This is a genomic window from Halococcus thailandensis JCM 13552 (assembly GCF_000336715.1).
GTDB classification, from domain to species: domain Archaea; phylum Halobacteriota; class Halobacteria; order Halobacteriales; family Halococcaceae; genus Halococcus; species Halococcus thailandensis.
The window spans coordinates 41,700-64,810 of record NZ_AOMF01000163.1 but is presented as its reverse complement, the minus strand read 5'-3'; the positions used below and the strand labels follow the sequence as shown (position 1 = coordinate 64,810).

General features: G+C 67.2%; 23 protein-coding genes, 1 tRNA gene and 1 pseudogene. 17 read left to right on the top strand and 8 right to left on the bottom strand.

The features are described 5' to 3' along the window. Positions 1 to 139: 139 nt before the first annotated feature. Complete coding sequence (locus tag C451_RS13250) at positions 140 to 337, bottom strand: DUF7535 family protein (RefSeq protein WP_007741314.1); 198 nt, start codon at positions 335 to 337, stop codon at positions 140 to 142. 191 nt (positions 338 to 528) lie between these two features. On the opposite strand from C451_RS13250, the gene mutL reads away from it, so the two are divergent. The 5 genes from mutL (at position 529) to C451_RS13225 (ending at position 6,073) form a co-directional block, all read left to right on the top strand. Continuing rightward, positions 529 to 2,601, top strand: a complete 2,073-nt coding sequence (gene mutL / locus C451_RS13245; RefSeq protein ID WP_007741313.1) for a DNA mismatch repair endonuclease MutL — start codon at positions 529 to 531, stop codon at positions 2,599 to 2,601. Between the two features lie 76 nt (positions 2,602 to 2,677). After that, positions 2,678 to 3,538 carry a PfkB family carbohydrate kinase gene (locus tag C451_RS13240; RefSeq protein WP_152420471.1) on the top strand — a complete coding sequence of 287 codons (861 nt, stop codon included), beginning with the start codon at positions 2,678 to 2,680 and terminating at the stop codon, positions 3,536 to 3,538. A gap of 64 nt (positions 3,539 to 3,602) precedes the next feature. Continuing rightward, positions 3,603 to 3,800, top strand: a complete 198-nt coding sequence (locus tag C451_RS13235) for a hypothetical protein (protein ID WP_007741310.1) — start codon at positions 3,603 to 3,605, stop codon at positions 3,798 to 3,800. Between the two features lie 70 nt (positions 3,801 to 3,870). Then, entirely contained in the window at positions 3,871 to 5,220 is a 1,350-nt protein-coding gene (locus C451_RS13230) for an MFS transporter (RefSeq protein ID WP_007741309.1), read from the top strand. Positions 5,221 to 5,338: 118 nt separating this feature from the next. Further along, a complete protein-coding gene (locus C451_RS13225) occupies positions 5,339 to 6,073 on the top strand; it encodes an SDR family oxidoreductase (RefSeq protein WP_007741308.1) in 735 nt (244 codons plus the stop codon). On the opposite strand, the gene C451_RS13220 is transcribed toward C451_RS13225, so the two are convergent. Continuing rightward, complete coding sequence (locus C451_RS13220) at positions 6,060 to 6,479, bottom strand: hypothetical protein (RefSeq protein ID WP_007741307.1); 420 nt, start codon at positions 6,477 to 6,479, stop codon at positions 6,060 to 6,062. The genes C451_RS13225 and C451_RS13220 overlap by 14 nt on opposite strands. 46 nt (positions 6,480 to 6,525) lie before the next feature. Beyond that, positions 6,526 to 7,005 carry an RNA-binding protein gene (locus tag C451_RS13215; RefSeq protein WP_007741306.1) on the bottom strand — a complete coding sequence of 160 codons (480 nt, stop codon included), beginning with the start codon at positions 7,003 to 7,005 and terminating at the stop codon, positions 6,526 to 6,528. An 82-nt stretch (positions 7,006 to 7,087) separates the two neighbouring features. Between C451_RS13215 and C451_RS13210 the strand changes: the two genes are divergently transcribed. Continuing rightward, positions 7,088 to 7,396 (top strand): DUF7562 family protein, encoded by a 309-nt coding sequence (locus C451_RS13210; protein ID WP_049913116.1) that lies wholly within the window; start codon positions 7,088 to 7,090, stop codon positions 7,394 to 7,396. A 41-nt stretch (positions 7,397 to 7,437) separates the two neighbouring features. Here the strand turns inward: C451_RS13210 and C451_RS13205 are convergent, their stop codons facing one another. Continuing rightward, complete coding sequence (locus C451_RS13205; protein WP_007741304.1) at positions 7,438 to 9,795, bottom strand: DUF2298 domain-containing protein; 2,358 nt, start codon at positions 9,793 to 9,795, stop codon at positions 7,438 to 7,440. A gap of 93 nt (positions 9,796 to 9,888) precedes the next feature. Here C451_RS13205 and C451_RS13200 point away from each other — a divergent pair, with 93 nt between their 5' ends. The 3 genes from C451_RS13200 to C451_RS13190 all read left to right on the top strand — a co-directional run bounded on the left by C451_RS13200 (position 9,889) and on the right by C451_RS13190 (position 11,288). After that, positions 9,889 to 10,656, top strand: coding sequence for a glycosyltransferase (locus tag C451_RS13200; protein ID WP_007741303.1), 768 nt, complete (start codon positions 9,889 to 9,891; stop codon positions 10,654 to 10,656). Then, positions 10,653 to 11,174, top strand: coding sequence for a GtrA family protein (locus C451_RS13195; protein WP_007741302.1), 522 nt, complete (start codon positions 10,653 to 10,655; stop codon positions 11,172 to 11,174). Before C451_RS13200 ends, C451_RS13195 begins: the two co-directional genes overlap by 4 nt. 39 nt (positions 11,175 to 11,213) lie before the next feature. Then, positions 11,214 to 11,288 (top strand) — tRNA-Met (locus C451_RS13190). 496 nt (positions 11,289 to 11,784) lie between these two features. On the opposite strand, the gene C451_RS13185 is transcribed toward C451_RS13190, so the two are convergent. From C451_RS13185 to C451_RS13175, 3 genes are all read right to left on the bottom strand, one after another. Further along, positions 11,785 to 12,468, bottom strand: a complete 684-nt coding sequence (locus tag C451_RS13185; RefSeq protein ID WP_007741301.1) for a DJ-1/PfpI family protein — start codon at positions 12,466 to 12,468, stop codon at positions 11,785 to 11,787. A 40-nt stretch (positions 12,469 to 12,508) separates the two neighbouring features. Beyond that, positions 12,509 to 13,075 carry a hypoxanthine/guanine phosphoribosyltransferase gene (hpt, locus tag C451_RS13180; RefSeq protein ID WP_007741298.1) on the bottom strand — a complete coding sequence of 189 codons (567 nt, stop codon included), beginning with the start codon at positions 13,073 to 13,075 and terminating at the stop codon, positions 12,509 to 12,511. A gap of 499 nt (positions 13,076 to 13,574) precedes the next feature. Beyond that, positions 13,575 to 14,111, bottom strand: coding sequence for a type IV pilin (locus C451_RS13175; protein WP_241431237.1), 537 nt, complete (start codon positions 14,109 to 14,111; stop codon positions 13,575 to 13,577). A gap of 89 nt (positions 14,112 to 14,200) precedes the next feature. Here C451_RS13175 and mbhE point away from each other — a divergent pair, with 89 nt between their 5' ends. The 8 genes and pseudogenes from mbhE (at position 14,201) to C451_RS13135 (ending at position 22,008) form a co-directional block, all read left to right on the top strand. Beyond that, positions 14,201 to 16,672, top strand: coding sequence for a hydrogen gas-evolving membrane-bound hydrogenase subunit E (mbhE, locus tag C451_RS13170; RefSeq protein ID WP_007741296.1), 2,472 nt, complete (start codon positions 14,201 to 14,203; stop codon positions 16,670 to 16,672). Between the two features lie 11 nt (positions 16,673 to 16,683). Then, positions 16,684 to 17,139, top strand: coding sequence for an MnhB domain-containing protein (locus C451_RS13165; protein WP_007741295.1), 456 nt, complete (start codon positions 16,684 to 16,686; stop codon positions 17,137 to 17,139). Further along, positions 17,136 to 17,489, top strand: coding sequence for a sodium:proton antiporter (locus tag C451_RS13160; RefSeq protein ID WP_007741293.1), 354 nt, complete (start codon positions 17,136 to 17,138; stop codon positions 17,487 to 17,489). Before C451_RS13165 ends, C451_RS13160 begins: the two co-directional genes overlap by 4 nt. After that, a pseudogene (locus tag C451_RS13155) lies at positions 17,490 to 19,001 on the top strand (complex I subunit 5 family protein). After that, positions 18,998 to 19,558 carry a Na+/H+ antiporter subunit E gene (locus C451_RS13150; protein WP_007741290.1) on the top strand — a complete coding sequence of 187 codons (561 nt, stop codon included), beginning with the start codon at positions 18,998 to 19,000 and terminating at the stop codon, positions 19,556 to 19,558. Before C451_RS13155 ends, C451_RS13150 begins: the two are co-directional and overlap by 4 nt. Beyond that, a complete protein-coding gene (locus C451_RS13145) occupies positions 19,542 to 19,838 on the top strand; it encodes a monovalent cation/H+ antiporter complex subunit F (protein WP_007741286.1) in 297 nt (98 codons plus the stop codon). The genes C451_RS13150 and C451_RS13145 overlap by 17 nt, the downstream gene beginning before the upstream one ends. Next, complete coding sequence (gene mnhG / locus C451_RS13140) at positions 19,835 to 20,200, top strand: monovalent cation/H(+) antiporter subunit G (RefSeq protein WP_007741285.1); 366 nt, start codon at positions 19,835 to 19,837, stop codon at positions 20,198 to 20,200. Before C451_RS13145 ends, mnhG begins: the two co-directional genes overlap by 4 nt. Next, positions 20,200 to 22,008, top strand: a complete 1,809-nt coding sequence (locus C451_RS13135; RefSeq protein ID WP_007741284.1) for a flippase activity-associated protein Agl23 — start codon at positions 20,200 to 20,202, stop codon at positions 22,006 to 22,008. The genes mnhG and C451_RS13135 overlap by 1 nt, the downstream gene beginning before the upstream one ends. Here the strand turns inward: C451_RS13135 and coaBC are convergent. Beyond that, complete coding sequence (coaBC, locus tag C451_RS13130) at positions 21,927 to 23,096, bottom strand: bifunctional phosphopantothenoylcysteine decarboxylase/phosphopantothenate--cysteine ligase CoaBC (protein WP_007741283.1); 1,170 nt, start codon at positions 23,094 to 23,096, stop codon at positions 21,927 to 21,929. The genes C451_RS13135 and coaBC overlap by 82 nt on opposite strands. Between the last annotated feature and the right edge of the window lie 15 nt (positions 23,097 to 23,111).

Genomic DNA, 23,111 nt, shown 5'->3' with positions numbered 1-23,111 from the left:
GGAGCGACGCGAGCGTTTCTTCCGGAACAGGGGCCGAGAGACGCTTGGCTCGGCGATAGAGCGATACTATCCGATCACGGCTGCATCGCGAGAGCGTGCGCTGGTCGGTCGCTGCGCCGTGAGGAATCGTCGCCGCGATTCAGCCGAAGAGCTTCATCACGACCCAGCCGAGCGCGGCCAGGGGCAGCAGCGGCAGCATCACTACGAGCATCCCCGCGAAGATCACGAGACCGACGACATTCATCTCGCCGTTCGGCTGCACTCCGGCATCGGCCGTGACCGTCGGCGTCGCTCCCGGGAGTTCGCCGTCGTCGTCCTCGGTACTACTCTGACTCATGTATATATAGACGTGGACGACGCTAATAAAGCTGTAGCACCCGACCCGTCGACAGCGGTGGATTGATGCGTTTCTGTGTCCTCCGGAGAGATAATGAGTATCGAACCGAGCGGCGGATATCCCTCTCCGACGATCGGCCGGCGACGAGCACGTCGCCACGGAGCACACCGTCACCGAACACGACTCCCAGCATGACCGACGGGGAGATCCACCGGCTCGACCAGTCGACGATCGAGCGCATCGCCGCCGGTGAGGTGGTCGAACGGCCCGCCTCGGTGGTGAAGGAGCTCGTCGAGAACAGCCTCGATGCGGACGCCTCACGCGTGCGCATCGCCGTCGAGCGCGGCGGCAAGGACGGCGTGCGCGTGACCGACGACGGCATCGGAATGGGCGAGTCCGCCGTCGAGACGGCCGTCGAGAAACACACGACGAGTAAGATCGGCGACATCGAGGACCTCGAAGCGGGTGTCGAGAGCCTGGGGTTCCGGGGCGAGGCGCTCGCGGCGATCGGCGCGGTCTCGCGGCTCACGATCCGCACGAAGGCCCGCGGGGCCGATCGGGGCACCGAACTGACGATGGTCGGCGGCGAGATCGAGAGCATCGCGCCAGCCGGCTGTCCCGTCGGCACGACCGTCGAGGTCGACGACCTGTTCTACAACGTTCCGGCACGACGGAAGTATCTGAAGCAAGACCAGACCGAGTTCGGCCACGTCAGTCGCGTGGCGACGGGCTACGCGCTCTCGAACCCCGACCGCTCGCTCACGCTCACGCACGACGACACCGAGGTGTTCTCGACGACCGGTCAGGGAAACCTCGAAAGCACGGTGCTGGCGGTCTACGGTCGCGAAGTCGCCGAGGCGATGATCCCGCTCGACGGCGATCTCGACGCGGAGGGCCCGCTCGACGCCATCGACGGCGTCGTCAGCCATCCAGAGACGACGCGCGCGAGCCCGCAGCAGTGTACGGTGTTCGTCAACGGGCGCTACGTCCGCGCGAGCGCCGTCCGCGACGCGATCGTCGACGCCTACGGCGGCCAGCTCGCCACCGACCGCTACCCCTTCGCCGTCGTCTTCCTCTCGGTCCCGTCGAACACGGTCGACGTGAACGTCCACCCTCGAAAGCAGGAGATCAGGTTCGCCGACGAGGAGACGGTGCGCGACCAGGTCGAGACGACCGTCGAGAACGCACTGCTGGAGGCAGGTCTCGTGCGCTCGGGCGCGCCGCGCGGCCGGTCGGCTCCCGAGCAGACCGCCATCGACCCACATTCGACCGACGACGGGACGACCGATCACGGGACGACCACTCACGAGACGACCGATCGAGAGGTGAACGACGCACGAGCGGACGGGACGGCGACCGACGGGACGGAACCAGCGGATCCCACATCGACGGCCGACCCACTCGGCGCGAGCTCCACAGCAGAGCCAGCGTCGAGCGACGACGAACTGGTCGGCGAGCAGCAGACGGAGCCAACTACATCGACGGAATCGGGAGCGGGTTCGGAATCCGTTGAGGGATCGCGATCGCCGGAACGGACGACGGACGGCGCGGCGAACGGAACGACCGAGGGGCGAAAGTTCACCGAGACGCCCACGCAGGCGACGCTCGACGGCGAGACGGTCGCCGACGAGCCGGACTTCGAGCGGCTGCCGCGCCTCCGTGTGCTCGGCCAGCTCCACGACACGTATTTCGTCTGCGAGTCGCCCGACGGGCTCGTGCTCGTCGATCAGCACGCGGCTCACGAACGGGTCAACTACGAACGACTGCGCGAGCGAGTCGCCGGCGAGACGAACATCCAGGAGCTCGCCGAGCCGGTCACGATCGAGCTGACGGCCGCCGAGAGCGCGCTGTTCGAGGAGTTCACCGAGGCGCTCTCGGCGCTGGGTTTTCGTGCCAGCCCGGGTGACGGGAAGACGATCGAGGTGGCGGCGGTGCCGGCGGTGCTCGCTGGTGCGGCCGATCCCGAACTGCTGCGGGACGCCCTATCGGCGTTCGTCGACGAGCGCGATCCCGACGAGACGATCACGCAGGTCAGCGACGCGCTGCTGGCCGATCTCGCCTGCTACCCGTCGATCACGGCCAACACGTCGCTGTCGGAGGGCTCGGTGACGGAGCTACTGCGCGCGCTCGATGACTGCGAGAACCCCTACGCCTGCCCGCACGGCCGTCCCGTCGTCATCGAACTGAGCGAGCGCGCTCTCGAGGAACGCTTCGAGCGTGACTACCCCGGTCACGCGGGCCGACGGGCGAGCCACGACCCATAGCGATCGTCGATCGGACGTATAATATACTACCGTCGAGTTCCGAAATTATGGCTGATNACTCGAAACGGCGACCGAACTGAACGTCTCGGTGACGGGACCGGCATCGAACGCCGCGATCGCGGCGAGCCGTCTCGGCACCGCGAGCGCGTGGCTCTCGAAACTCCCGGACGATTCCCTCGGTCGGCGCGTCGCCGGCGAACTCCGTCGTCACGGCGTCGAGCCGGCGGTCTGTTGGGGCGAAGGACGACAGGGACTGAGCTTCGTCGAGCGAACGGCGGCCCCGCGCGACGATGGCCGCATCGATGACCAGGCGGGCGCGGCGGTTGCGTCACTGACGCCGGACGATCTCCCCGCGCTGGATTTTCAGGGGGCCGAAACCCTGTTCACGAGTGCGGCGACGCTCGCGCTCTCGGACACGCTCGCCGGGACTGTCGAAGAACTGTTCGCGGCGTTCGACGGACGGACCGCGCTCACCCTGCACCGTTCCCGAGCGCTTGACTCGTCGGTCGCGCGCGAACGCGTCGAGTCGATGCTATCGGCGACGGACGTGCTCTTGGCGAGCGAGGCGGGTGCAGCAGCGCTCGGCGAGGACAGATCACCGCCCGAGGCGGCCCACGCGCTCGCCGCCGCCCACGACCTCGACACCGTGGTGCTCGCCGATCCCGGGAGTGGCGCGCTCGTCTGGCACGAACGAACGGTCCACGAACGTGATTCGCCGGACGCCGCGACAATCGACGAGCGTGGCGCGTTCGACGCGCTCTGTGGCGGTTTTCTGGCTCGACGGATCGCCAGCGACGGCGTGGACGAGGCGCTCGCCGCCGGGGTCGCCTGCGGGGCACTCGCGCGCACCGTCCAGGGATCGATACCTGTCGTAACGCCGGACGAGGTCGACGACTGCATCGCGGCGATGGACGACGATCGCGACGGACGCCGATAGAATCGATTCGATATATCGACAGTCGTTCGCAATCGTTATTCCCCGAGCGCGAGCGTTCTGCGATATGGCCGACGAGTTCCCGAGCTCGTGGCGCGATCCGGAGTACGTCGGCACGGTCGTCGGCGTGCTCGCGACCGGCGCGGTGGTTTTCTACGCGGCTCTCACCGCCGGACCGCCGACGCCGGAGACGGTCACGTTCGTGCTGCTCGCCGTGTTCGTTCCGTGGGCGCTCGCCCGCGAGGCCGCCCGTCGCTGGCTCTGAACTCCGGCGACCACCGTTTCGGGTCGAACGGAGACGGAACGGTTATTCCACCGACAGCTGAATCCGAATCATGGCCGGCGAGCCGACGAGCGTCCGCACGCAGCTCCGCGAGTTCTTCGCGCTCGAACGCGACGTGCTCGTGCTCTCGATCGCGATGTTTGCGTTCAGCCTCGGCTTCCAGATGACGAGTCGGTATCTCTCCGAGTACATGGTCGCGCTGGGCGCGAGCGCGTTCGTCGTCGGTCTCTACGGCACCGTCTCGAACGTCATCAGCGCGGTCTACCCCTATCCCGGGGGAATCATCTCCGATCGGATCGGGTCGCGCTACGCGCTCACCCTGTTCGGGTTGCTCTCGGCGATCGGTTTCGGCATCTGGCTTCTCGCCCCCGCCGCGGGCACGCTCGCCGTCCCGCTGCTCTTCGTCGGCGTCGTGTTCGCACAGGCCTGGAAATCGTTCGGGCTCGGTGCGACGTTCGCCATCGTCAAACAGAGCGTCGCACCCGAGCGCCTCGCCGAGGGGTTCGCCAGCACCGAGACCGTCCGGCGGACCGCGTTCCTCGTCGGCCCGCTGCTCGCGGCCGGGGTCTTCGTCCTGTTCGGACCGGCGGACGTCGGCTCGATGACCGACTCGGCGATCGTCACCGCGTTCGGGGTCATCCTCGCGGTCGCGGTCGTCTTCGCCCTCCTCGGAACGCTCGCCCAGCACGTCCTCTACGACGCATCCGGCGACGATTACGGCAAGTCGTTCGCAGGTGTCTCCCAGATCGTCGACGATCTCCGAGCTCTGCCCACCGAACTCCGCCCGCTGCTGGTCGGCGACACGCTCGTCCGCTTCGCCAACGGGATGGTCTACGTCTTCTTCGTCATCGTCGTCACCCGCTTTCTCGGCGTCGGGCTGTCGATGGAGCTCCCGGTTCTCGGCGAAATCGATCTCTCGCCACAGGCGTATTTCGGCGTTCTCCTGGGCATCGAGATGACCGTCGCACTCCTGACGATGGTTCCGGTCGCGAAACTCGCCGAGCGGATCGGGCTCAAGCCCATCGTCGCGCTCGGCTTCGCGGTCTACGCGATCTTTCCCGTTCTCTTGATCACCGCGCCCGCGGACGCCGGCGTGCTCGCGCTCCTGTTCGCCTTCTCCGGGCTGCGCTTCGCCGGCCTCCCGGCGCACAAGGCGCTCATCGTCGGTCCTGCCGAGCGAGGGGCGGGCGGGCGCGTCACGGGGACGTACTACCTCGTGCGCAACGTCGTCGTCATCCCGAGCGCCGCGCTCGGTGGCGCGCTCTACGGCGGTATATCGCTGCCGGGCATCGGCACCGTCGGCAGTCCGCCGCTCGCCTTCGGCGTGGCGACGGTCATCGGCCTCGTCGGCACAGGTTACTTCCTCCTGTTCGGCGAGGAGTTCGCACCCGCAGGCCAGTGATCACTCACCCCGCGTAGCCATTATCGATGAGTCGGGGCGGTATCGACCGCGTGGTCGTCACGTTCGTTCGGACGACGATCGCCGAAAGACCGAACCACTCTCCCATCCATGCCTTGATATGGCACCCCACTCACTCGACGGCAAGAGCGCGATCGTCACCGGCACGAGTTCGGGCATCGGCAGCGAAACCGTCCGTGCGCTCGCCCGCGACGGGGCGAACGTCGCGCTCGCCGCACGCCGCGAGGAACAGTTGAGAGAGATCGCCGCGGAGGTCGAGGACGACCACGACGTCGAGGCGATCGTCGTGCCAACCGACGTGACCGACGAAGGGGCGGTCGAGGAACTCCTCACGGAGACCGTCGAGGCGTTCGGTAAACTCGACGTGCTCGTGAACAACGCGGGGCTCACCCGCGGCGGCGACGTCGCGGAGCTCTCGACCGAGGAGTACCGGACGATGATGGACGTGAACGTCGACGGGACCTTCTTCGTCACGCGGGCGGCGCTGCCGCTTCTCGAAGAGACCGGGGGCAACCTGATCTGCATCGGGAGCTTCGCGGGTCAGTATCCACGCCCATCGAACCCGGTCTACGCCGCGACGAAGTGGTGGGTGCGCGGGTTCGCGCTCAGCGTGGCGGCCGCCGTCGGCGAGGACGGTGTCGCCGTCAGCGTGATCAACCCCTCGGAGGTCCGCACCGAGTTCGGCGGCGACGAGAGCTTCGCCGAGCGATTCGACGAGAATGAGGTCACCGAACCCGCGGAGATCGCCGATGCCGTCGCCTTCGCCGCCCGCCAGGAGACCTCGACGGTGAGCGAACTCGATCTCTTCCGGCGCGACAAGTTCAGTGGCTTTTGAGCGCGACCTCGAGCGCTTCCGAGGGCGTCGTCGCTCCGCGGACGTAGCGCGTCGGATCGCGCTCGATCACGAAGACCCGAATCGTCATCACGAGTCGCGTGTCCGCGAGCGTCGCGCGCAGCACCGGGCCGACGCTCGTGATAGTGAGATACGGCGGCGCGGCGACCGGTTCCGCCGGGAGTTCCTCGCCGAGCGCAGCGACGGCATCGGCGAGCAAAGTCGGCAGTCGGTCGGTAACATCTCGATCGGCGAGAGCACTCTCGAACGGTTCGACGACGCGCTGGCGCTCGGCCGTTCCTTCGTCGTCCCACGACGCAGCGACACCATCGGCACAGTCGAGGATCGTTTCGAGCAGCGATTCGTGGTCGTCGAGGACGGCTTCGTGGACGATCTGCTTCCGATTCACGACTGGTGTCCCGAACTGGGGATCGCAATGGCCGAAAACACGGGATTCAGATCGAGAACTCGTAGAGATCGTCGCCGACGTGGTGGAGCGACTCGACGACCTTGCCCGACTCGCCGACCATCTCCCCGCCGTCGGCCATCGCGCGCCCGACGGCGAGCACCTTTCCGTGGTTCTCCTCGGCGATGGCCACGAGATCGTCCGGCTCGATGTCGGAATCGGCCTCGGTGATGCCCGGTCGCATCACGTCCGCGCCGTCGGAGACGAACGAGATCGCGCCCGCATCGACCGTCACGACGTGGCTCTCGGGCGGAAAGTCGTTCGCGCCGCGCACGGTGAGAAACGGTTCATCGTCGAAGTAGCAGACGACGGGATCGCCGTCGACCAACACGAGATCGCGCTCGGCGTCGGCGAACTCGACCTGCTCGTAGCTGTCGCCGTCGAGGGTGACGCCGAGCGTCGTGGCGAGGTGCTCCTCGATGTCGTCCACCGCGTCGCTGCGGAGGTGATGGCGGGATTTGACCTGCATGGGCTATCCTCTCGGCGGTTGGGGATAAATCGTGCGCTGAGCGACGCGAAGAGGTAAGTGCCCCCGCGTGCATTCTCCGGGTATGTGGGGGTCCCGGCGAAACCGGGGGGCGAAGCGTATCACCTGTATCGCCTGCGGGGAGGACGTGCGGCGCTCCGAAGCGCGCGAGTACGACAAACACGGCGATCGGTGGGAGCGACGGAACAAAGCGTTCGAACACCTCTGTAAGACCTGCTATCGCGATCTCTGTCACCAACCACGCGACGAACTCGAAGCGCTACTGGTCGAGATCCAGACCGAGCTCGGCAGCTGCTCGCAGGAGACGTTTCTCGACCGCTACGAGGAACTGGTCGAGGACCGCTACGGCCCGCTCGAAGAGCGCGAACGCTGACGCGTCGTCGAACTCTCCACTTCCCTCTTTCCACATCTCCGTCACGCGGCCAGTCGCTGCTGGTTCACCCGATAGATCGTGACCTCGTCCCACTGCTTGGCGACGGTGACGCCCTGGAGATCGTCGAACGCCGTCGGACCGTAGGCCTCGCGCTCGTTCGGCCCGACGTAGACGTAGCGCACGTCGTATTTGGCGAGCAATCGTGCGCGTGCTGCGGGCGTGCCCTCGTAGATCGTCTCGACGTCCGCCACGCGATCGAGATACGGCCCCTCGCCACGGTAGCCGATCTCGTGATCCCAGCCGACGACCGTCGGGAGTCCCGTGAGACTCGACGGGGCGTTGACCCAGGTGTAGCTCGTCAGTCCCTCGTTCTCGTTGCAGTAACAGCCCGGTACCGAGACGATGTGTGGCTGGCCCGCCCGCGAATCGAGCCACGCGATCGCGTCGGCCTCCTCGGGATGGGTCGCCGAGACGAACTCCAGCGCGTCGAGCGTCGGATCGTCGACGGTCGCCACGCTCGCCTCGCTCGTCGCCTGATCGGTGAGCGCGAGCGCGCCGTAGATCGATGTCGAGAGCACGAGCAGCGCGAGCAGCACGCGACCCGCCGTGCGAGCACTACCCGAGAGACCAATCGTTGGCCGCCCCGCGCCGACGAGCCACGCGGCGATCGCGCCTGCGGCCGTCCCGAAGAGCACCCACACCTGCGCGTAGGTCTTGAAGACGGTGTTGAACCGACCCGGACCGGCGTCCTCCTGGATGTAAATAAATTCTACGAGCAGGACGAGGCCGACACCGGCGACCACCAGCACGGTCTCGAAGCCCACGTCTGGTAGCCCGCTTCGCCCGTCGACGCCGCCATCCGATTCGGTGGGTCGTGCCCTCCTGACGGCGCCAGCGTCTGCCCGAGCGGAACCCGTACCGTTCCGTCGTGCGGCGAGCACCAGCCAGCCGACGAGCAGGAGTGGACCGAACAGCGCGATCGCGGCGGCGTCGACGAGCCACGCGAGCACGACCAGTCCGGCCGTCGCCACGAGCGCGAGCCGTCGCGTGCGTGCCGTGAGCGCGCGCGATCGGGAAACCAGATACGGGACGAACACGAGCACGAACGCCCCGTAGACGACCACGAGCGGCCCGAGCGCGCTCCGATCGGGGAGGAAGGCGACAGCGCGCCCGCTCGCCGATCCGAGCCAGAACGGTAGCGACCACAGTCCGCCGAGGACGAGAACACCCGCCGCGACCGCCAGCGCGCTCGCCGTCCGGCGGAGCTCTCGCCCGAACAGGGACCGCCCGCGCGAGAGCCGATCGCCGAGTCGTGGCACGAGCGTCGCGGGATCGCCGTCGGCGAAGGTGAGTGCGAGCCAGCCGACGCCGGCGACGGTCGGGAAGCTCCAGGTGTTGATCACCGTGAGAAGGCCAGCGAGCGGCGGCAGCGCGCCGAAGACGAGCAGTCGACGACGCCCGAGCTCCTCGGCCGGTGTTCGGTAGTAAGCGAACCAAAGCGCCACGGCCAGCAGGAGGAACGGGGTGCTCAGCATGTGCGCGTGGAGATCGCCGTTGAGCCACGCGAACAGCGGGAACTCGTTGACGGTCCCCGGGATCACCCGACTCGCCCCCCAGTAGCTGAACTCCGCTGGCGAAGCCGCGAGCCCCTCGATCGTTACGCCGAGCACGTCGGCGATCGTCCGTGTGAGACCATCAGGTAGCAGCCAGAGCACGGCGCGACCGGCCGGTTCGAGGTTGCTCGCGAAACCGACGAAGAAGGCGGCGACGACGCCGGCCGTCCGTGCCGAGCGCCCGCGCGAGTCGGCGATCGCGCCGGCGAGACCGTGGGCCGCGGTGACGAGCATGCCGAAGAAGCCCGCGAGCGCGAGGTTGTAGGCGTAGCGCGCCTCGGTGACGGTGAGCTTCGCGAGCAGCGCCGTGAGGAGGTGGCCGCCGTAGTAGTATTTGACCGGTTCGCCGGCGAACCAGACGTCCTCCGGCGGGAGCTGTGACGTCTGCAGGAGTGATTTGAGCAGGCCGAAGTCGAGGAACTTCTCGCCGCCGCCCGGATGGACGGCCGGGTCGAGCGCCCGCACGGCGAGCATGAACGCGAAGGCGAGCACGAAGACGAGCACCGAGCCGGCCATCGCCCGGGGATCGAACGTCTCCCTGTCGAGTTTGCGAAGCGAAAGAACGGAGAGGGCGGCGAGAACGACCAGTCCGACGGCGAGACCGGCGGTGAGCGAGAGGTGGCCGAGCCAGTAGGCGACGACGCCGACGACCGCGAGCGACAGCGGTAGCGAGAGGGCGGCCCCGCGATCGGGAAAGCCCCGAAAGAGCCGGGCGGCCAGCGGCGCTCCGAGAAGGCCAATGGCGAGAAAGGCCGCCAGCCAGAGGACGACGAGACCGTACTCCATAGCGAAAGCGGGGAAGCGGCGCATATCCCTCTTGTGGGACGTCGCCAACTGCACTTTCGAACTCCTTTTATTCGCTCCGTCGGGACCTCGCCCATGCAGCGCTCCGTCGGGGTCGTCGTGCCGGCCTACCGGCCCGACGTCGAGCGACTCGCCGAGTACGTCACCGCCATCGACGAGCGGCTCGACCCGGCAGTCGTCCGTATCGAACTCGACGCACCTCGACCGGACGCGGTCGAACGGCTCTCCTCGCTGCCGGCGACCGTCGCCACGGCACCCTACCGCCGCGGCAAGGGGCGAGCGATCACGATGGGATTCGAAGCGCTCGATACCGACGTCCTGGTCTTCGCCGACGCCGACGGCAGCACGCCCGCCGATTCGCTCGCCGCGGTCACGCGACCCGTTCTCGACGACGATGCCGAGCTCGCGGTCGGTTCGCGCCGCCATCCAGACGCACGGATCGCTCGCCATCGGACGTTCGCGCGCCGACGGCTCGGCGACACCTTCGCGTGGCTCGCCCGCCGGCTGCTCGATCCACAGCTGTTCGACTACCAGTGTGGTGCGAAGGCGATCTCGCGCGAAGCCTGGACGACGGTGCGCGAACACCTCTACGAGCCGGGCTTCGCGTGGGATATCGAGCTGGTGGCGATCGCGGGCGCGCTCGGCCAGCGAATCGCTGAGATCCCGATCGAGTGGCACGACCAGCCCGACTCGACCGTCTCGCCAGTGGGGACCTCGATCGCGCTCGCGCGCGGGCTGCTCGCGGCGCGCCACCGTGCGGCACTCATCAACGAGAACCGGCTGCACGGCATGATCGCCGCACAGCGCGAGGAGCATCCGCTCGTCGACGCGGACGAGCAATGACCGACGACCGCACCGGCGACTCGATCGCATCCGCTGGCAACCGATCGTCGCGCTCCGATATCGGCCAGCGACTCTCCGCGCTCGCCTCCGGTTCCCGCTTTGGGCGGTTCGTCTCGGTCGGCGTCATCGGCGCGCTGTTCGACGTGACGACGGCGACCGTGCTGCGCGAACTCGGCGTGTTCCCGGAACTGGCGGTCTTCGTCGGCATCGAAATCTCGATTCTCGTTATGTTCGTGCTGAACGACACCTGGACGTTCTCGGGTGAGGGGGCTACCGGTCGGTTCCCGATGGTCCGCCGGCTGGTCCGCTCGAACGTCGTCCGCATCGGCGGCATCCTCGTCCAGCTCGCGGTCTTCCGCGCACTCTATCGCGTGATCGCCGTCGATCTCACCCTCGTGGGTATCGACGGCTGGTTCGTCGTCGCGAAGGTCGCCGGCATCGCCGCCGGCATGATCGTCAACTACATCGCCGAGAGCCTGTTCACGTGGCGCGTTCACACGACGACAGGCAACGACTGAATCACAACCGTTAATGGTGCGACTGCGGTATGAACGGGTAGCGGGATGGGATAGCCAGGAGATTCCGGCGGGCTCATAACCCGCAGACCGGTAGTTCAAATCTACCTCCCGCTATTTTTCACGAATGCAACTCACGAGCGAGAAGCGAGTGCTGCGTTCGTGAAAACCCGACGAGTAGATTTGAAGTAGGGAACGAGCGACCGCAGGGAGCGAAGTTCACGTAGTTCAAATCTACCTCCCGCTACTGCACCTTTCGCTACGGCCGCTCACTTCGTTCGCTCCCTCGTAAAATCTGCATCAAAGGCCTCCTCTTTCCTGCTTGTCAGTCGTCGGCCCGCTCGCTCCATTCGCTCGCGGTAGAGCAGCCTATCGTCTCCGCAACCGCTCGGCACCGCTAGCACCGCCGAAGCCCTCGGCCCCTGTGGTCGTCTGCTCGCGGGCCAGAGGCCCGCTCGCACGGTACGAGGGATCTTCGGTCCCTCGCTACTCGCCCTTCATTCACCAGGAGAGTAAACTCTCCTGAGCCTCGGCTCGTGTCGCTCGCCGAGACACCAGGAACCGCGCCGCACCGCGGTCGCGCGGCCGCACCACAGCGTCACCCTCAAGTGAACTACTCGATATCCAGTTCTTCGAGCAGTTTCTCGCCACCGGCAGCGGAGGAACCGGGACCACGGGCGGTGACGAGATCGCCGTCGACGGTCACGCTCGTGTCGGCATCGAGTTCGGCGTCCCAGTTGCCGCCGACGGCTTTGACCTCGTCCTCGACCCAGTAGGGGAGTTTCCGGCCGTCGGGCATTCGGTCGTGATCGTCGACGATCCCTTCCTCCCACGCGTTGGGGAACCCAGTCACGTCGCGGCCCTCGACGAACGCCGAGCCGTCCTCCTCGCGGGCGAAGGCGAGGATGCCCGCCGCGTGGCAGACGACGTAACCCTTGCCCTCGTCGCCGGAGACCGCATCGACGAGCAGCGCGCGGGCGTGGCGATCCTGATTGACGTCCCATTCGGTGCCGTGGCCGCCGGGGAAGGCCACGAGATCGTAGTCGTCGGCGTCGGCAGTCGCGATCGGGATCGGATCGTTCAGGCGCTCGTCGGACTCGTGGATCTCCGTGACTTCTTCGGCGGTCTCCTCGCCCACCTCGTCGGGATCGATCGAGCGCTCGTCGATCACCGGCGGCGAGCCGCTCGGCGTCGCCACGGTGATCTCGACGCCCGCATCCGAGAGCATCGTGAGCGGTGTCGTACATTCCTCTCCCCAGTAGCCTTCCTCGCTGACGACGAACAGTGCGCTTGGCATCACTCACGATGGGGGCGCCGTACGCAAAAGCCTCGTGCCCTCAATCGTCGCCGTGTGAATCGGTGATGACGACTGCGCCGTCCTCGACGTCGACGTTGATCAGCGTCCGCACGTCGTAGTCGGTGTCTTCGAGTTCGTTGCCGCCGCCTTCCTTTTTGATCACCGCGACCACGTCGGCGATCTCCGCGCCGATCTCTTCGAGCGCGCCGGTGATCCCGCGGAGCGTGCCGCCCGTCGAGAGCACGTCGTCGAGCAGGAGCACGCGATCGCCGGCGTCGACGTCGTTGATGTACATCTCGTTTTCCGAGTAGCCCGTCACCTGCGAGAGCGCGACTTCGCCATCTAGGCCGTACTGGCGCTTGCGAACGACCACGAGGGGGATGTCGGTCATCAGCGAGACCGCCGTCGAGATGTGGATCCCCATCGCGGCGGGCGTGACGATCTTGTCGACGTCGACGTCGGCCTTGCGGATGATCTTGACGACGATCTCGCGCAGGAGCTCGGGTTCGAGCATCGGCACGCCGTCGCTGATCGGATGGACGAAGTACTGATAGCCCTCTTTTTCGATGATGGGGGCGTCGAGCAGCGACTCCTCCAGCTGATTCATGCTGCGGGTACAGCCAGTCGTGGGTAAAGCTTGACGGTCGTCGAATCGAACGCTACGCAATCGCATCCCGACCCACACCGTCGCTGCGCACGAACCGACGATCCAAACGCGATCGCCACGACGAAATCGAAAATCGTCGCGTCGCACGCCGATGGATGCCACGCATGTGCCAGGATTGCCCTCATCCGTGCTCGTCTGCAACGTACATCCATGTCAAGCACGACCGCCACACCCGGCGAGAACGGCCAGATCGAAATCGTCTGTCACCGAAACGGTGAGGACGAGCCTGACGAACATCGAGGGCGCAGTCTCGCTACTCATCGACGATCTGGAACCGAACGAGTCCGTCGAAATCGAGATCATCGAGAGTAACGGCGCGGAACAATAATTTCTATTTCGCTTCCGAACTACCGATTCTCGTTGTCGTGCTATCGAAAAGTATTGAATTATACCGCACTGAACCTCCAATTCATCCGAGAATGGTGGGCGAGTGGCCGGTTTAGGCCGTAGTTTTCCAGAGCGTTGCCGTATCGCCACCATCCGGGTCGGTCCAGACGACGCGGACCGTCTCACCTGAATTCACAGTGACTCCAGCCGACTGACCAGCAGTGAGATCGCCACTAGGGAAGTTCGATCCGTTACCACCATTTACGGTCGCTTTGAGATTATCTCCGTCAATGGTGTCACCGCCCTCATAGATCACGTCACCGTTATCGAGGCTGAAACTTGCCTGTGGAGTCGCTTGCTGATTCCCGCCAAGACCGAGCACGAACGCGCCGATCACGGCTGCGAGAATCACGACCACGGCGACCATCAGTACGACACCGATCACGGGACTGACGCCCCGTTTGTCCGCAACGAACTGTTTGAGTTTTTCCTTCATGGTTTCCTGGAATCTGCACACCGATCCGGGCTGGAGATGGACCCGACCGCTCGGTCGCGTTCCCCGGCGGGCCGGTGCGTTGGGGCGGTCTGGCCGCGGTATCGCATATAAATCTACGTGCCGGGCTGACGGGTCGGTGTAAGGGTTGTCCATCGGGTCGAACCACCGACGAGACGTTGTGAGACCGACCCGCCGGCGACGGATTTGAGAACCGTTAAGAGCCATCGCTTGCAGATTCGGACATGTCTCTCGTGGCGCTCCCGACAGCGATCGCCGAGGCTTCGACAACGGGGCAACTCGGGACGGGAGCCGCCACGCTCGCGCAAGCGACCGCCGATCCCGCGGGGATGGCGCTGTTCGCCGCGCTCGCGCTGCCGTTCCTCGGTGCGCTCGTTACACCGCTGATCTACCGCGCGCTCGGCGAGCGCACGGCCTGGTTCGCGGCGCTCGTCGCGCTCGCTTCGTTCGGGCTGGTCGCGAGCCAGTTCGGCACCACCGGTTCGGTCTCGGTCGACTGGATCCCGACGCTCGGCGTCTCGCTGACCCTCTATCTCGACGGACTCTCGCTGCTCATCTCGCTGCTCGCGAGCGGCGTCGGCGTGCTGGTGTTCACCTACTCGGCGGGCTACATGCACGGCGAACCCGGCCAGGCGCGCTACTACGGAACACTGCTCGCGTTCATGGGTTCGATGCTCGGCGTCGCGCTCGCGGCCGATCTCATCGCGCTGTTCGTCTTCTGGGAACTCACGAGCATCACCTCGTTCGGGCTCATCGGTCACTACCGCGAGAGCGAGAGTTCGCTCTACGCCGCCCGGAAGTCGATGCTGATCACCGTCTCGGGTGGGCTGTTCATGCTCGTCGGCTTCGTCCTGCTCGCGTTCGTCTCCGGCGACGCGCTCGGCAGTACGACGTTCACCCTCATCGGTACGCCGGACTCGATGATCGCCAACGCCGACGCGATGCGTACCGCCCTGGAGAGCGCAGGCCTGTTCGTCCCGGTGCTCGTCCTCGTCGCGATCGGCGCGGCCGCCAAATCCGCACAGGTCCCGCTCCACGTCTGGCTGCCGAACGCGATGGAGGCCCCGACCCCCGTCTCGGCCTTCCTCCACTCGGCGACGATGGTCAAGGCGGGCGTCTACCTCATCGGACGGATGCGCCCCCTGCTCGTCGGCGACGAGTGGATGCTGCTGCTCGGCACGCTCGGGCTCGTCACGATGACCGTCACGGCGCTGCTCGCCGTGGGTGCGAGCGACATCAAGGAACTGCTGGCCTACTCGACGGCCTCCCATCTCGGACTCATCACCGCCGGCTTCGGCTTCGCCAACCAGCTGGGTGCCGAGACGGGCGCGTTCCACATCCTGAACCACGCACTGTTCAAGGCGACGCTGTTCCTCGTCGCCGGCATCATCGCCCACGAGGCGGGCACTCGCGTGATTTCCGAGCTTGGCGGATTGCGCCACGACCTCCCGATCACGGGAATCATCACGGCGATCGCCGCGCTCGGGATGGCGGGCGTCCCGCCGTTCAACGGGTTCTTCTCGAAGGAACTGCTCTTCGAGTCGGCCTACGAAGTGGCCCACGAGCTCGGCGGGCTGGCGTGGCTCTTTCCCGCCGTCGCCGTCTTCGGCAGCGTCTTCACCTTCCTCTACTCAATTCGCTTCCTCTGGCTGTTCATGGGCGAGAAACCCGCCGCGCTCGGCGAGGTCCATCGCCCTTCGCTGGCGCTGCTCGCACCACCCGTCGTCCTCGCCGGGCTCGCCATGATCGTCGGCATCGACCCGCAGCTCGCCGTCGACACGATCGTCCAGTCGGCGTTCGGCAGCGCGGTCGCCGGCGAGGCCCACACGATGAGCATCCATCTCCCGACCGAGCTCACGCCGGCGGTGGCGATGAGCGCCATCACGATCCTCTCGGGGATCGTCCTCTCGCCGTTCTACGATCGCCTGCGCGACGGCGTCCGGCGGCTCACTCACGGGCCGCTCTCGGCCGACTGGTACTACGACAACGCGGTCTACGGGCTCGAACGCGCGAGCGGGCTGGCGCTGCCCCGCATCCAGACCGGTCAGTTCCGCACCTACGCCGCCTGGATGCTCGGCGTGACGAGCCTGCTCGCGCTCGCGGGCTATCTCGCGGCCGGGGTCTCGATCCCGGCGTTTGCCGACCTCTCGATCACCGCGCCGGTCGTCATCGTGTTGCTCGTGGCGATCGTCGGGGCTGCGGCGGTGACACGGGCCCCCTCGCATATCGCGGGCGTGCTCACGCTGTCCGTTCTCGGCTTCATGGTCGCGCTCTTCTACGTGCTCTCCAGCGCGCCCGACCTCGCGCTCACGCAGCTGGTCGTCGAGACGCTCGTGCTCGTCATCTTCCTGCTCGTTCTCAACCGACTGCCGGCGTTCTACGGCGACGCCGATCGGGGGACGGTCGCCCGCGACGCGCTGCTCGCCGGCGGCGTCGGGCTGACGGTGACGATCAGCGTGCTCGTGGCGACCACGGGTAGCCCGGACGCGATCGCCCGTTTCTTCGTCGAGCGCGCGCCCGTGCCGGCCGAGCACGGTTCGATCCTCGCCGACTTCGGCGGCGGGAGCAACATCGTCAACGTCATTCTGGTCGACTTCCGTGCGTTCGATACGATGGGCGAGATATCGGTGGTGGCGATGGCCGCCCTCGGCGTCCTCACGCTCGTCGCCATGCGGGGCCGGGGTGAGTCCTCGTGAGCGCCCGCGACATGTCGGTCATCACCCGCACCGTCACCCGTGTCGTCTTCCCGCTCATCCTGCTGACGGCGCTCGCACTGCTCTTCCAGGGTCACAACCTCCCCGGTGGTGGGTTCATCGCGGGCGTGCTCACCGTGGCGGCGTTCGCACTCGTCTACATCGTCAACGGGCTCGACTACCTCCAGGAGGACCTGCTCGGGCGCTCTGGTGAGGACGTCGAGGGCGGTCCGGCGATCGTCGCCGACTTCCTCACCGTGTTCGCCGGCGGGCTCGCGATCGCCGCCGGCGGTGGCGTCGCCGCCATCCTGCTGGGCCGGCCGTTCCTCTCGCAGGCCGTCGTCTTCCTCCACGACCTCCCGATCTTCGGCGAACTCGAACTCGCGAGCGCGTTCGTCTTCGACCTCGGGGTGTATCTCGTCGTCGTCGGTGGGCTCCTGACGATCCTCACGGTGGTGGGCGACGAATGACGCAGTTCGTCCTCGCCGGCGTGCTCGGTCTGCTGTTCGCGTTCGGGGCCTTCCTGGTGCTCCGCCGAGATATCGTCCGCGTCGTCTGGGGGGTGACGATCATCTCGCAGGCCGCGAACGTCTATCTCGTCACGATGGGTGGGCTCGCGGGCAGTGTACCGATCCTGGGTCACGGCCCGCCCGACGACCCCGCGACGATCACCGATCCGCTGGTGCAGGCGCTCGTCCTGACGGCGATCGTCATCAGCTTCGGGACGACCGCCTTCGCGCTCGTGCTCACCTACCGCATCCACGAGGAGCACGGCACGATCGATCTGCGCGAGCTCGGCGAGACGGGAGGCGAGAGCTAGATGGCCGCCCAGATCGTCATCGCGCCGCTGCTGATCGCCCTGTTCACGGCGATCGCCACGCTCCCGCTGCGACGATTCCCCCGTGCCCAGCGGGCGGCGAGTTTCCTGGGTGCGCTCGCCTATCTCGGCGCGGTGGCACTGCTCGCCGGGCGGGTCGTCGACGAGTCGATCCTGGTCTACCAGCTCTCGGCGTGGCCCTCGCCGTTCGGCATCACGCTCGTCGCCGACGCGCTCTCGCTGTTCATGCTCGGGCTGACGGCTGTGATCTCGCTCGCGTCGGTCGCCTTCTCGGCGCGGTTCATGAGANNNCATCAGAGATGTGTATAAGAGACAGGGTTCGAGGTGATGCTCCTGTCGAGCTACGTGCTCGTCGCCTTCTACTCGGGGCCCGAACACACGCGCGCGGCGCTGACCTACACCGTGCTCAACCTGCTCGGGAGCGCGCTCATGCTGCTGGCCATCGGAGGGCTCTACGCCACCGTCGGCACGCTCAACATGGCCGACATGGCCCGCCGACTCGCCACCCCCGCGCAGTTCGGCGTCGATCCGGTGCCGGTGCTGGGGCTCACAGTCCTGTTGTTCTGTGTGTTCGCGCTCAAGGCGGGGATCGTCCCCTTCCAGTTCTGGGTGCCGGCGGCCTACCGTGCCGCGCCCGCACCCGTCACGGCGATGCTCGCCGGCGTCGTCAAGAAGGTCGGCATCTACGCGATCATCCGTCTCTACTTCACCGTCTTCGCCGCCGCGACGCTTCCCGCCGGACTCGGACTGCCGGGATTCGTCGGCGACGACTTCCTCTCCTTCTTCGGCCCGATCCTGTTCGCCATGGCCGCCGGCAGCATCCTCCTCGGGGGGATCGGCGCGGTGAGCCGCGACGACCTCGACGGCGTGCTCGCCTACTCGTCGATCGGCCAGATCGGCTTCGTGATCCTCCCGCTCGCGGTCGCGGCCACGGTTCCCCAGGTACGACCGCTCGCCATCGCGGCCGCGCTCGTCTACGCGCTCAACCACGGGCTCACGAAATCGATGCTGTTCCTCGCAAGCGGCACGGTCAAGGAAGCCGTCGGCTCGGTCCGTTTCGAGCGCATCGGCGGGCTCGCCAAGCGGACGCCGGTGCTCTCGATCGGCTTCTTCCTGGGCGCGATCTCGCTGATCGGCATCCCGCCGCTGTCGGGCTTCTTCGGCAAGTTACTCGTCTTCAGAACGACCGCTCACGCCGGCGCGCTCGGCGGACGGGGCGGGGCGGTCGCGGTCGGGCTCTCGCTGATCGGCGCGATCCTCACGATCGCGTACTTCTCGCGGGCCTGGAACCGCGGGTTCTGGGGCACCGAGTCCGAGGGCGTGCGGACGGCGACCTACGCACCGTCGCTCGTGGTGATCGTCGTCGCGCTCGCGGGACTCCTCCTCCTGGTCGGCGTCGGCTTCGATCCCGTCTTGCGCGCGGCCGAGGCTGCCGCCGATATCGCGCTCGATAGGCAAGCATACGTCGACGCCGTTCTGGAGGGTCTCCAATGAGACGCTGGCCGGCGATCGGCGTGGTGTTCGCGGCGGTCTGGCTGTTCGTCCGCGGTGTCGCGCTCACGCCCGAGCGTATCGCCGAGGAGTTGCTCATCGGCCTGGCCGTCGGCATCCCGCTCGCGTACGCCTTCCGTCGGTTCTACGCCGACGAGATCGCGCTCGGGCGCGTCGCCCGGGTGCTGCCGGCAACGGTCGCCTATCTGGCGGTCTTCCTCAAGGAGCTCGTCGTGGCGAACCTGGACGTCGTCTATCGCGTGCTCTCGCCGTCGCTGCCGATCGAGCCCGACGTCGTCGCGGTGCCGCTGCGCGTCGAGAGCGACCCCGCTATCACGACGATCGCCAACTCGATCACGCTCACGCCGGGGACGCTGACGATGGACTACGACGCCGACTCGAACACGCTCTACGTCCACGGCATCACCGGTCGCGACGAGGCGAGCCTCGTCGAGCCCATCCGGACGTGGGAGGACTACGCACTCGTCATCTTCGACGAGGACGCCAGTCCAGAGGACGCGCCACCGGCGGCCCCGCGAGGTGATGTCGGTGGCGACTGAACTGCCGGGCTTCCTCAGCCTCGCCATCACCGTCGGGCTGGTCGTCGCCAGCGGCGTCACGCTGCTGGCCGGCTATCGCGTGATCTTCGGGCCGACGACGCCCGATCGGGTGGTGGGGCTCGACACGATCGCGACGAACGTCGTCGCCATCGCCATCCTGTTCGCGCTGCGGACCGACGACGGCTTCTTCATCGACGTGAGCCTCGTGCTCGCCATCATCGGCTTCATCAGCACGATCGCCGTCGCACGCTACGTCTCCGAGGGGGACATCATCGAATGAACACGATCCACGCCGCGCTCGTCACGCTGTTCATCGCCATCGGAACGTTCTTCCTGCTCGTCGGGACGATCGGCCTCATCCGGCTGCCCGACGTCTACAACCGGATGCACGCGACGAGCAAGGCCACCACCCTCGGAGCGGCCTCGCTCTTTCTCGCCGGGACGATCTACTTCGCGCCGGGCGCGCCCGGCGGCGCGGGCCTCACCTCTCTGGTCGGCATCGTCTTCCTGTTCATGACCGCACCGACGGGCGCACACGTCATCTCACAGGCCGCCGAACGCATGGGCATCGAGTTCGCCGGCGACGCCGTCTGGCCCGACACGGGCGAGTCGCGACCCGAATCACCCGACGAGAACGAGTGATGAACTGGTCGAGTCGCCGCACCCGTGTCCGAGCGCTCGTCGTCGCCATCGCCGTGCTCGCGCTCGCCGTGCGGCTGGTCGGCCTCGGCGCGCGCGTCGCCCATCAGGACGAGGCACGCGTCGCCTACTGGGCCTACCGCTACATGGAGACGGGCGTCTACTGGTATCGCCCGATCGTCCACGGGCCGTTCCTCACGATCGTGGACAGTCATGTATTCGCGCTGCTCGGAGCCTCCGACTTCTCGATGCGCCTCGTCGTCGCCGTCGTCGGTGGGCTGCTCCCGCTCGCGGCGCTCCTGTTCGGCGACCGCTTGCGCGGTTCCGAGACGCTCGTGCTCGCGCTCGTCCTCGCCGCCAACCCGGTCCTCCTCTACTACTCGCGGTTCTACCGCAACGACCTGCTGCTCGCGGGGTTCATGCTCGTCGCGTTCGGTTTCTTCGTCCGTGCGTACGACCGCGACCGCCCACTCCATCTCTACCTCGGGGTCGCCTTCTTCGCGCTCGCCTTTACAACCAAAGAGAACGCGCTCGTCTACCCCGTCACGTGGCTCGGGGCGCTCGCCCTGCTCGCCGATCGTCGGCTGCTGATGCGTACCCACAGCCCCACACAGGCGCTCCGGAACGCCACTCGACGAATTCGTACCGGCCTGGGGCGCTGGTGGCTCCATCTCGCCCTCGGGGTCGTGCTGTTCGTCGGGATCGTCGTGTTCTTCTACGCACCGCGCGGCCAGGCCGCGGGTGCGGAGCCGACGCTGGGCGCGACGCTCGCCGATCCGACGCTGCTGCCGGCGCTGATCGAGGAGGCACTGGTCGGCTCGTGGCACGCCTTCGTCGGACAGTGGGGCAGCGGCAGCGGCGACGCCTATCTCGACACCGCGAGCGCGCTCTGGTCGGTGCTCGGCGCGGGCGCACCCCTCCTCCTCGGTTTCTCGGTCGTGGGCTTTCTCGCCGATCGCTACACCGGCGAGCGCCCGCGCGACGTCGTCGCGTTCTCGTTCTTCTGGGGTGCGGCGAGCGCGCTCGGCTATCCGGTGATCGTCGACAACCCGTTCCCGTGGGAGGTCATCCACGTCATCGTCCCGCTCGCGGTGCCGGCGGCGGTCGGGCTGGCGCTCGTCGCCCGGATCGGCCTCTCGCGACTTCGGATCTCGCTCGCTCACTCACGGGTCGATCGCGACGCGATCGTCGCCATCGTCGCAGCGCTCGTACTCGTCCTGGCCGCCGGTCAGGTCGCCGTGAGCGCCTACGACACCTCCTACGCGAACCCACAGAGCGCCGACAACGAGCTCGTCCAGTACGCCCAGTCGTCGAGCGAGATGAAGCCACTGCTCGGCGAGCTGCAACGGGTCGTCCGGGCGAACGACGGCACGGACGTCCTGTACTACGGCGACGATCCCGACTTCGACGGCGACGAGCTCTACGCGCCCGATCCCGGCTCACACCTGACCCCGACCGCCGGCAACGGCTGGTTCGAGCGCCTGCCGTTCGCCTGGTATCTCGAAGGTGACGGGGCGCGGACGAACAGCACGAGCGACGCCGCGGCGGTACGGAGAGCGGTGCAGGGTGCCGATCGCCCGCCGATCGTCATCGCCTTCGGCCCGTCGGAGGCCTGCTCGGAAGAGTACGACAACGCCGCCGATATCGAGCAGTATCTGGACGGCTACGAGCGCCACGAGGTCCAGCGGTTCCTCTTCGACAGCGGCTGTACGATCAGCAGTATGGTGGTCTACGTCGACGAGGATTCTGCCAGCTCGCCCGCTAACTCCTCGGCGACGCGCGCGCCGAGCCCTGCCTTGTCGCCGTCGTAGCTCTCGACTTCTTCCTCTCGCACCACGAGCGCACGCGTCTCACTCTCGCCCATCACGCTCGCGTCGTTGGCCACCACGAACGCCAGTTCCGCACGCGAGAGCGTCTCGCGAGCGGCTCGGATCATCTCCTCGTCAACGCCGCTCGTCTCGGTTTTGAATCCGACGATCGGGAGCTTCGGTCGAACGTCTCGAACCGCATCGAGGACCTTCGGCGTGGGTTCGAGCGCGAGCGAGAGTTCCTGGCCGGATCTGATCTTCTCGTCGCTCGCCTCGACAGTGTAGTCGCCGATCGCCGCCGCCGAGACGAGCGCGTCGGCGTCCGCGATAGCCCCCTCCACTGCGGCGAGCATTTCGGCAGCGCTCTCGACGCGTTCGACGTCGGCATAGGAAACGTCCGGTCCGTCGTGGACGAGCGTCACGTCCGCACCGCGCGCGTAGCACGCCTGCGCGACCGCTCGCCCGGTCTTGCCCGACGAGCGGTTCGTGAGCACGCGTACCGGGTCGATCGCCTCGCTCGTCGCTCCACTGGTCACGACGATCCGCTCGCCAGCGAGGTCGTGTGCGCCCGTCGCCCGCGCCGTGTCGAGCACGATGGCGTCGATATCGGCGATCTTTGCCTTCCCCTCCTCGATGCGCGGCGGGACGAACTCGACGCCCCACGACTCGACGCGCTCGATGGCGTCGAGCACGCCGGGATGGTCGTACATCGGCTCGTGCATCGCCGGCGAGACCACCACGGGAACGTCGGCTCCGAGGGCGGTCGTCGCGGTCGTCGTCACCGGTGTATCGTCGATGGCCGCCGCGATCTTCCCGACGGTGTTCGCCGTCGCGGGTGCGATCAGGAAGACGTCGGCCCAGCCGTCGCGCCCGCAGAGTTCGACGTGTTCGACCCGACCCGTGAGTTCCGTCACGACCGGATTCTCGGTGGCGAATGCGAGCGCCCACGGATGAATGATCCCCTGCGCGCTGTCGGTCATCACGCCGCGAACGCGCGCGCCGCGCCGCCGAAGTTCGTGGGCGAGTTCGATGGTCTTGACCGCCGCGATCGATCCCGTGACGCCGAGCGCGACGCGTACCCCGTCGAGCATTGCCGCCCGTTGACC

What these genes read in the sequence shown, in the direction of transcription:
- mbhE (WP_007741296.1), top strand. Translation starts at nt 14,201, where the DNA reads ATGTCTCTCGTGGCGCTCCCGACAGCGATCGCCGAGGCTTCGACAACG.
- hpt (WP_007741298.1), bottom strand. Translation starts at nt 13,075, where the DNA reads ATGAATCAGCTGGAGGAGTCGCTGCTCGACGCCCCCATCATCGAAAAA.
- C451_RS13185 (WP_007741301.1), bottom strand. Translation starts at nt 12,468, where the DNA reads ATGCCAAGCGCACTGTTCGTCGTCAGCGAGGAAGGCTACTGGGGAGAG.
- C451_RS13235 (WP_007741310.1), top strand. Translation starts at nt 3,603, where the DNA reads ATGGCCGACGAGTTCCCGAGCTCGTGGCGCGATCCGGAGTACGTCGGC.
- C451_RS13195 (WP_007741302.1), top strand. Translation starts at nt 10,653, where the DNA reads ATGACCGACGACCGCACCGGCGACTCGATCGCATCCGCTGGCAACCGA.
- C451_RS13210 (WP_049913116.1), top strand. Translation starts at nt 7,088, where the DNA reads ATGTGGGGGTCCCGGCGAAACCGGGGGGCGAAGCGTATCACCTGTATC.
- C451_RS13205 (WP_007741304.1), bottom strand. Translation starts at nt 9,795, where the DNA reads ATGGAGTACGGTCTCGTCGTCCTCTGGCTGGCGGCCTTTCTCGCCATT.
- C451_RS13225 (WP_007741308.1), top strand. Translation starts at nt 5,339, where the DNA reads ATGGCACCCCACTCACTCGACGGCAAGAGCGCGATCGTCACCGGCACG.
- C451_RS13250 (WP_007741314.1), bottom strand. Translation starts at nt 337, where the DNA reads ATGAGTCAGAGTAGTACCGAGGACGACGACGGCGAACTCCCGGGAGCG.
- mnhG (WP_007741285.1), top strand. Translation starts at nt 19,835, where the DNA reads ATGAACACGATCCACGCCGCGCTCGTCACGCTGTTCATCGCCATCGGA.
- C451_RS13160 (WP_007741293.1), top strand. Translation starts at nt 17,136, where the DNA reads ATGACGCAGTTCGTCCTCGCCGGCGTGCTCGGTCTGCTGTTCGCGTTC.
- C451_RS13230 (WP_007741309.1), top strand. Translation starts at nt 3,871, where the DNA reads ATGGCCGGCGAGCCGACGAGCGTCCGCACGCAGCTCCGCGAGTTCTTC.
- C451_RS13165 (WP_007741295.1), top strand. Translation starts at nt 16,684, where the DNA reads ATGTCGGTCATCACCCGCACCGTCACCCGTGTCGTCTTCCCGCTCATC.
- C451_RS13215 (WP_007741306.1), bottom strand. Translation starts at nt 7,005, where the DNA reads ATGCAGGTCAAATCCCGCCATCACCTCCGCAGCGACGCGGTGGACGAC.
- mutL (WP_007741313.1), top strand. Translation starts at nt 529, where the DNA reads ATGACCGACGGGGAGATCCACCGGCTCGACCAGTCGACGATCGAGCGC.
- C451_RS13145 (WP_007741286.1), top strand. Translation starts at nt 19,542, where the DNA reads ATGTCGGTGGCGACTGAACTGCCGGGCTTCCTCAGCCTCGCCATCACC.
- C451_RS13175 (WP_241431237.1), bottom strand. Translation starts at nt 14,111, where the DNA reads ATGGACAACCCTTACACCGACCCGTCAGCCCGGCACGTAGATTTATAT.
- C451_RS13135 (WP_007741284.1), top strand. Translation starts at nt 20,200, where the DNA reads ATGAACTGGTCGAGTCGCCGCACCCGTGTCCGAGCGCTCGTCGTCGCC.
- C451_RS13200 (WP_007741303.1), top strand. Translation starts at nt 9,889, where the DNA reads ATGCAGCGCTCCGTCGGGGTCGTCGTGCCGGCCTACCGGCCCGACGTC.
- coaBC (WP_007741283.1), bottom strand. Translation starts at nt 23,096, where the DNA reads ATGCTCGACGGGGTACGCGTCGCGCTCGGCGTCACGGGATCGATCGCG.
- C451_RS13150 (WP_007741290.1), top strand. Translation starts at nt 18,998, where the DNA reads ATGAGACGCTGGCCGGCGATCGGCGTGGTGTTCGCGGCGGTCTGGCTG.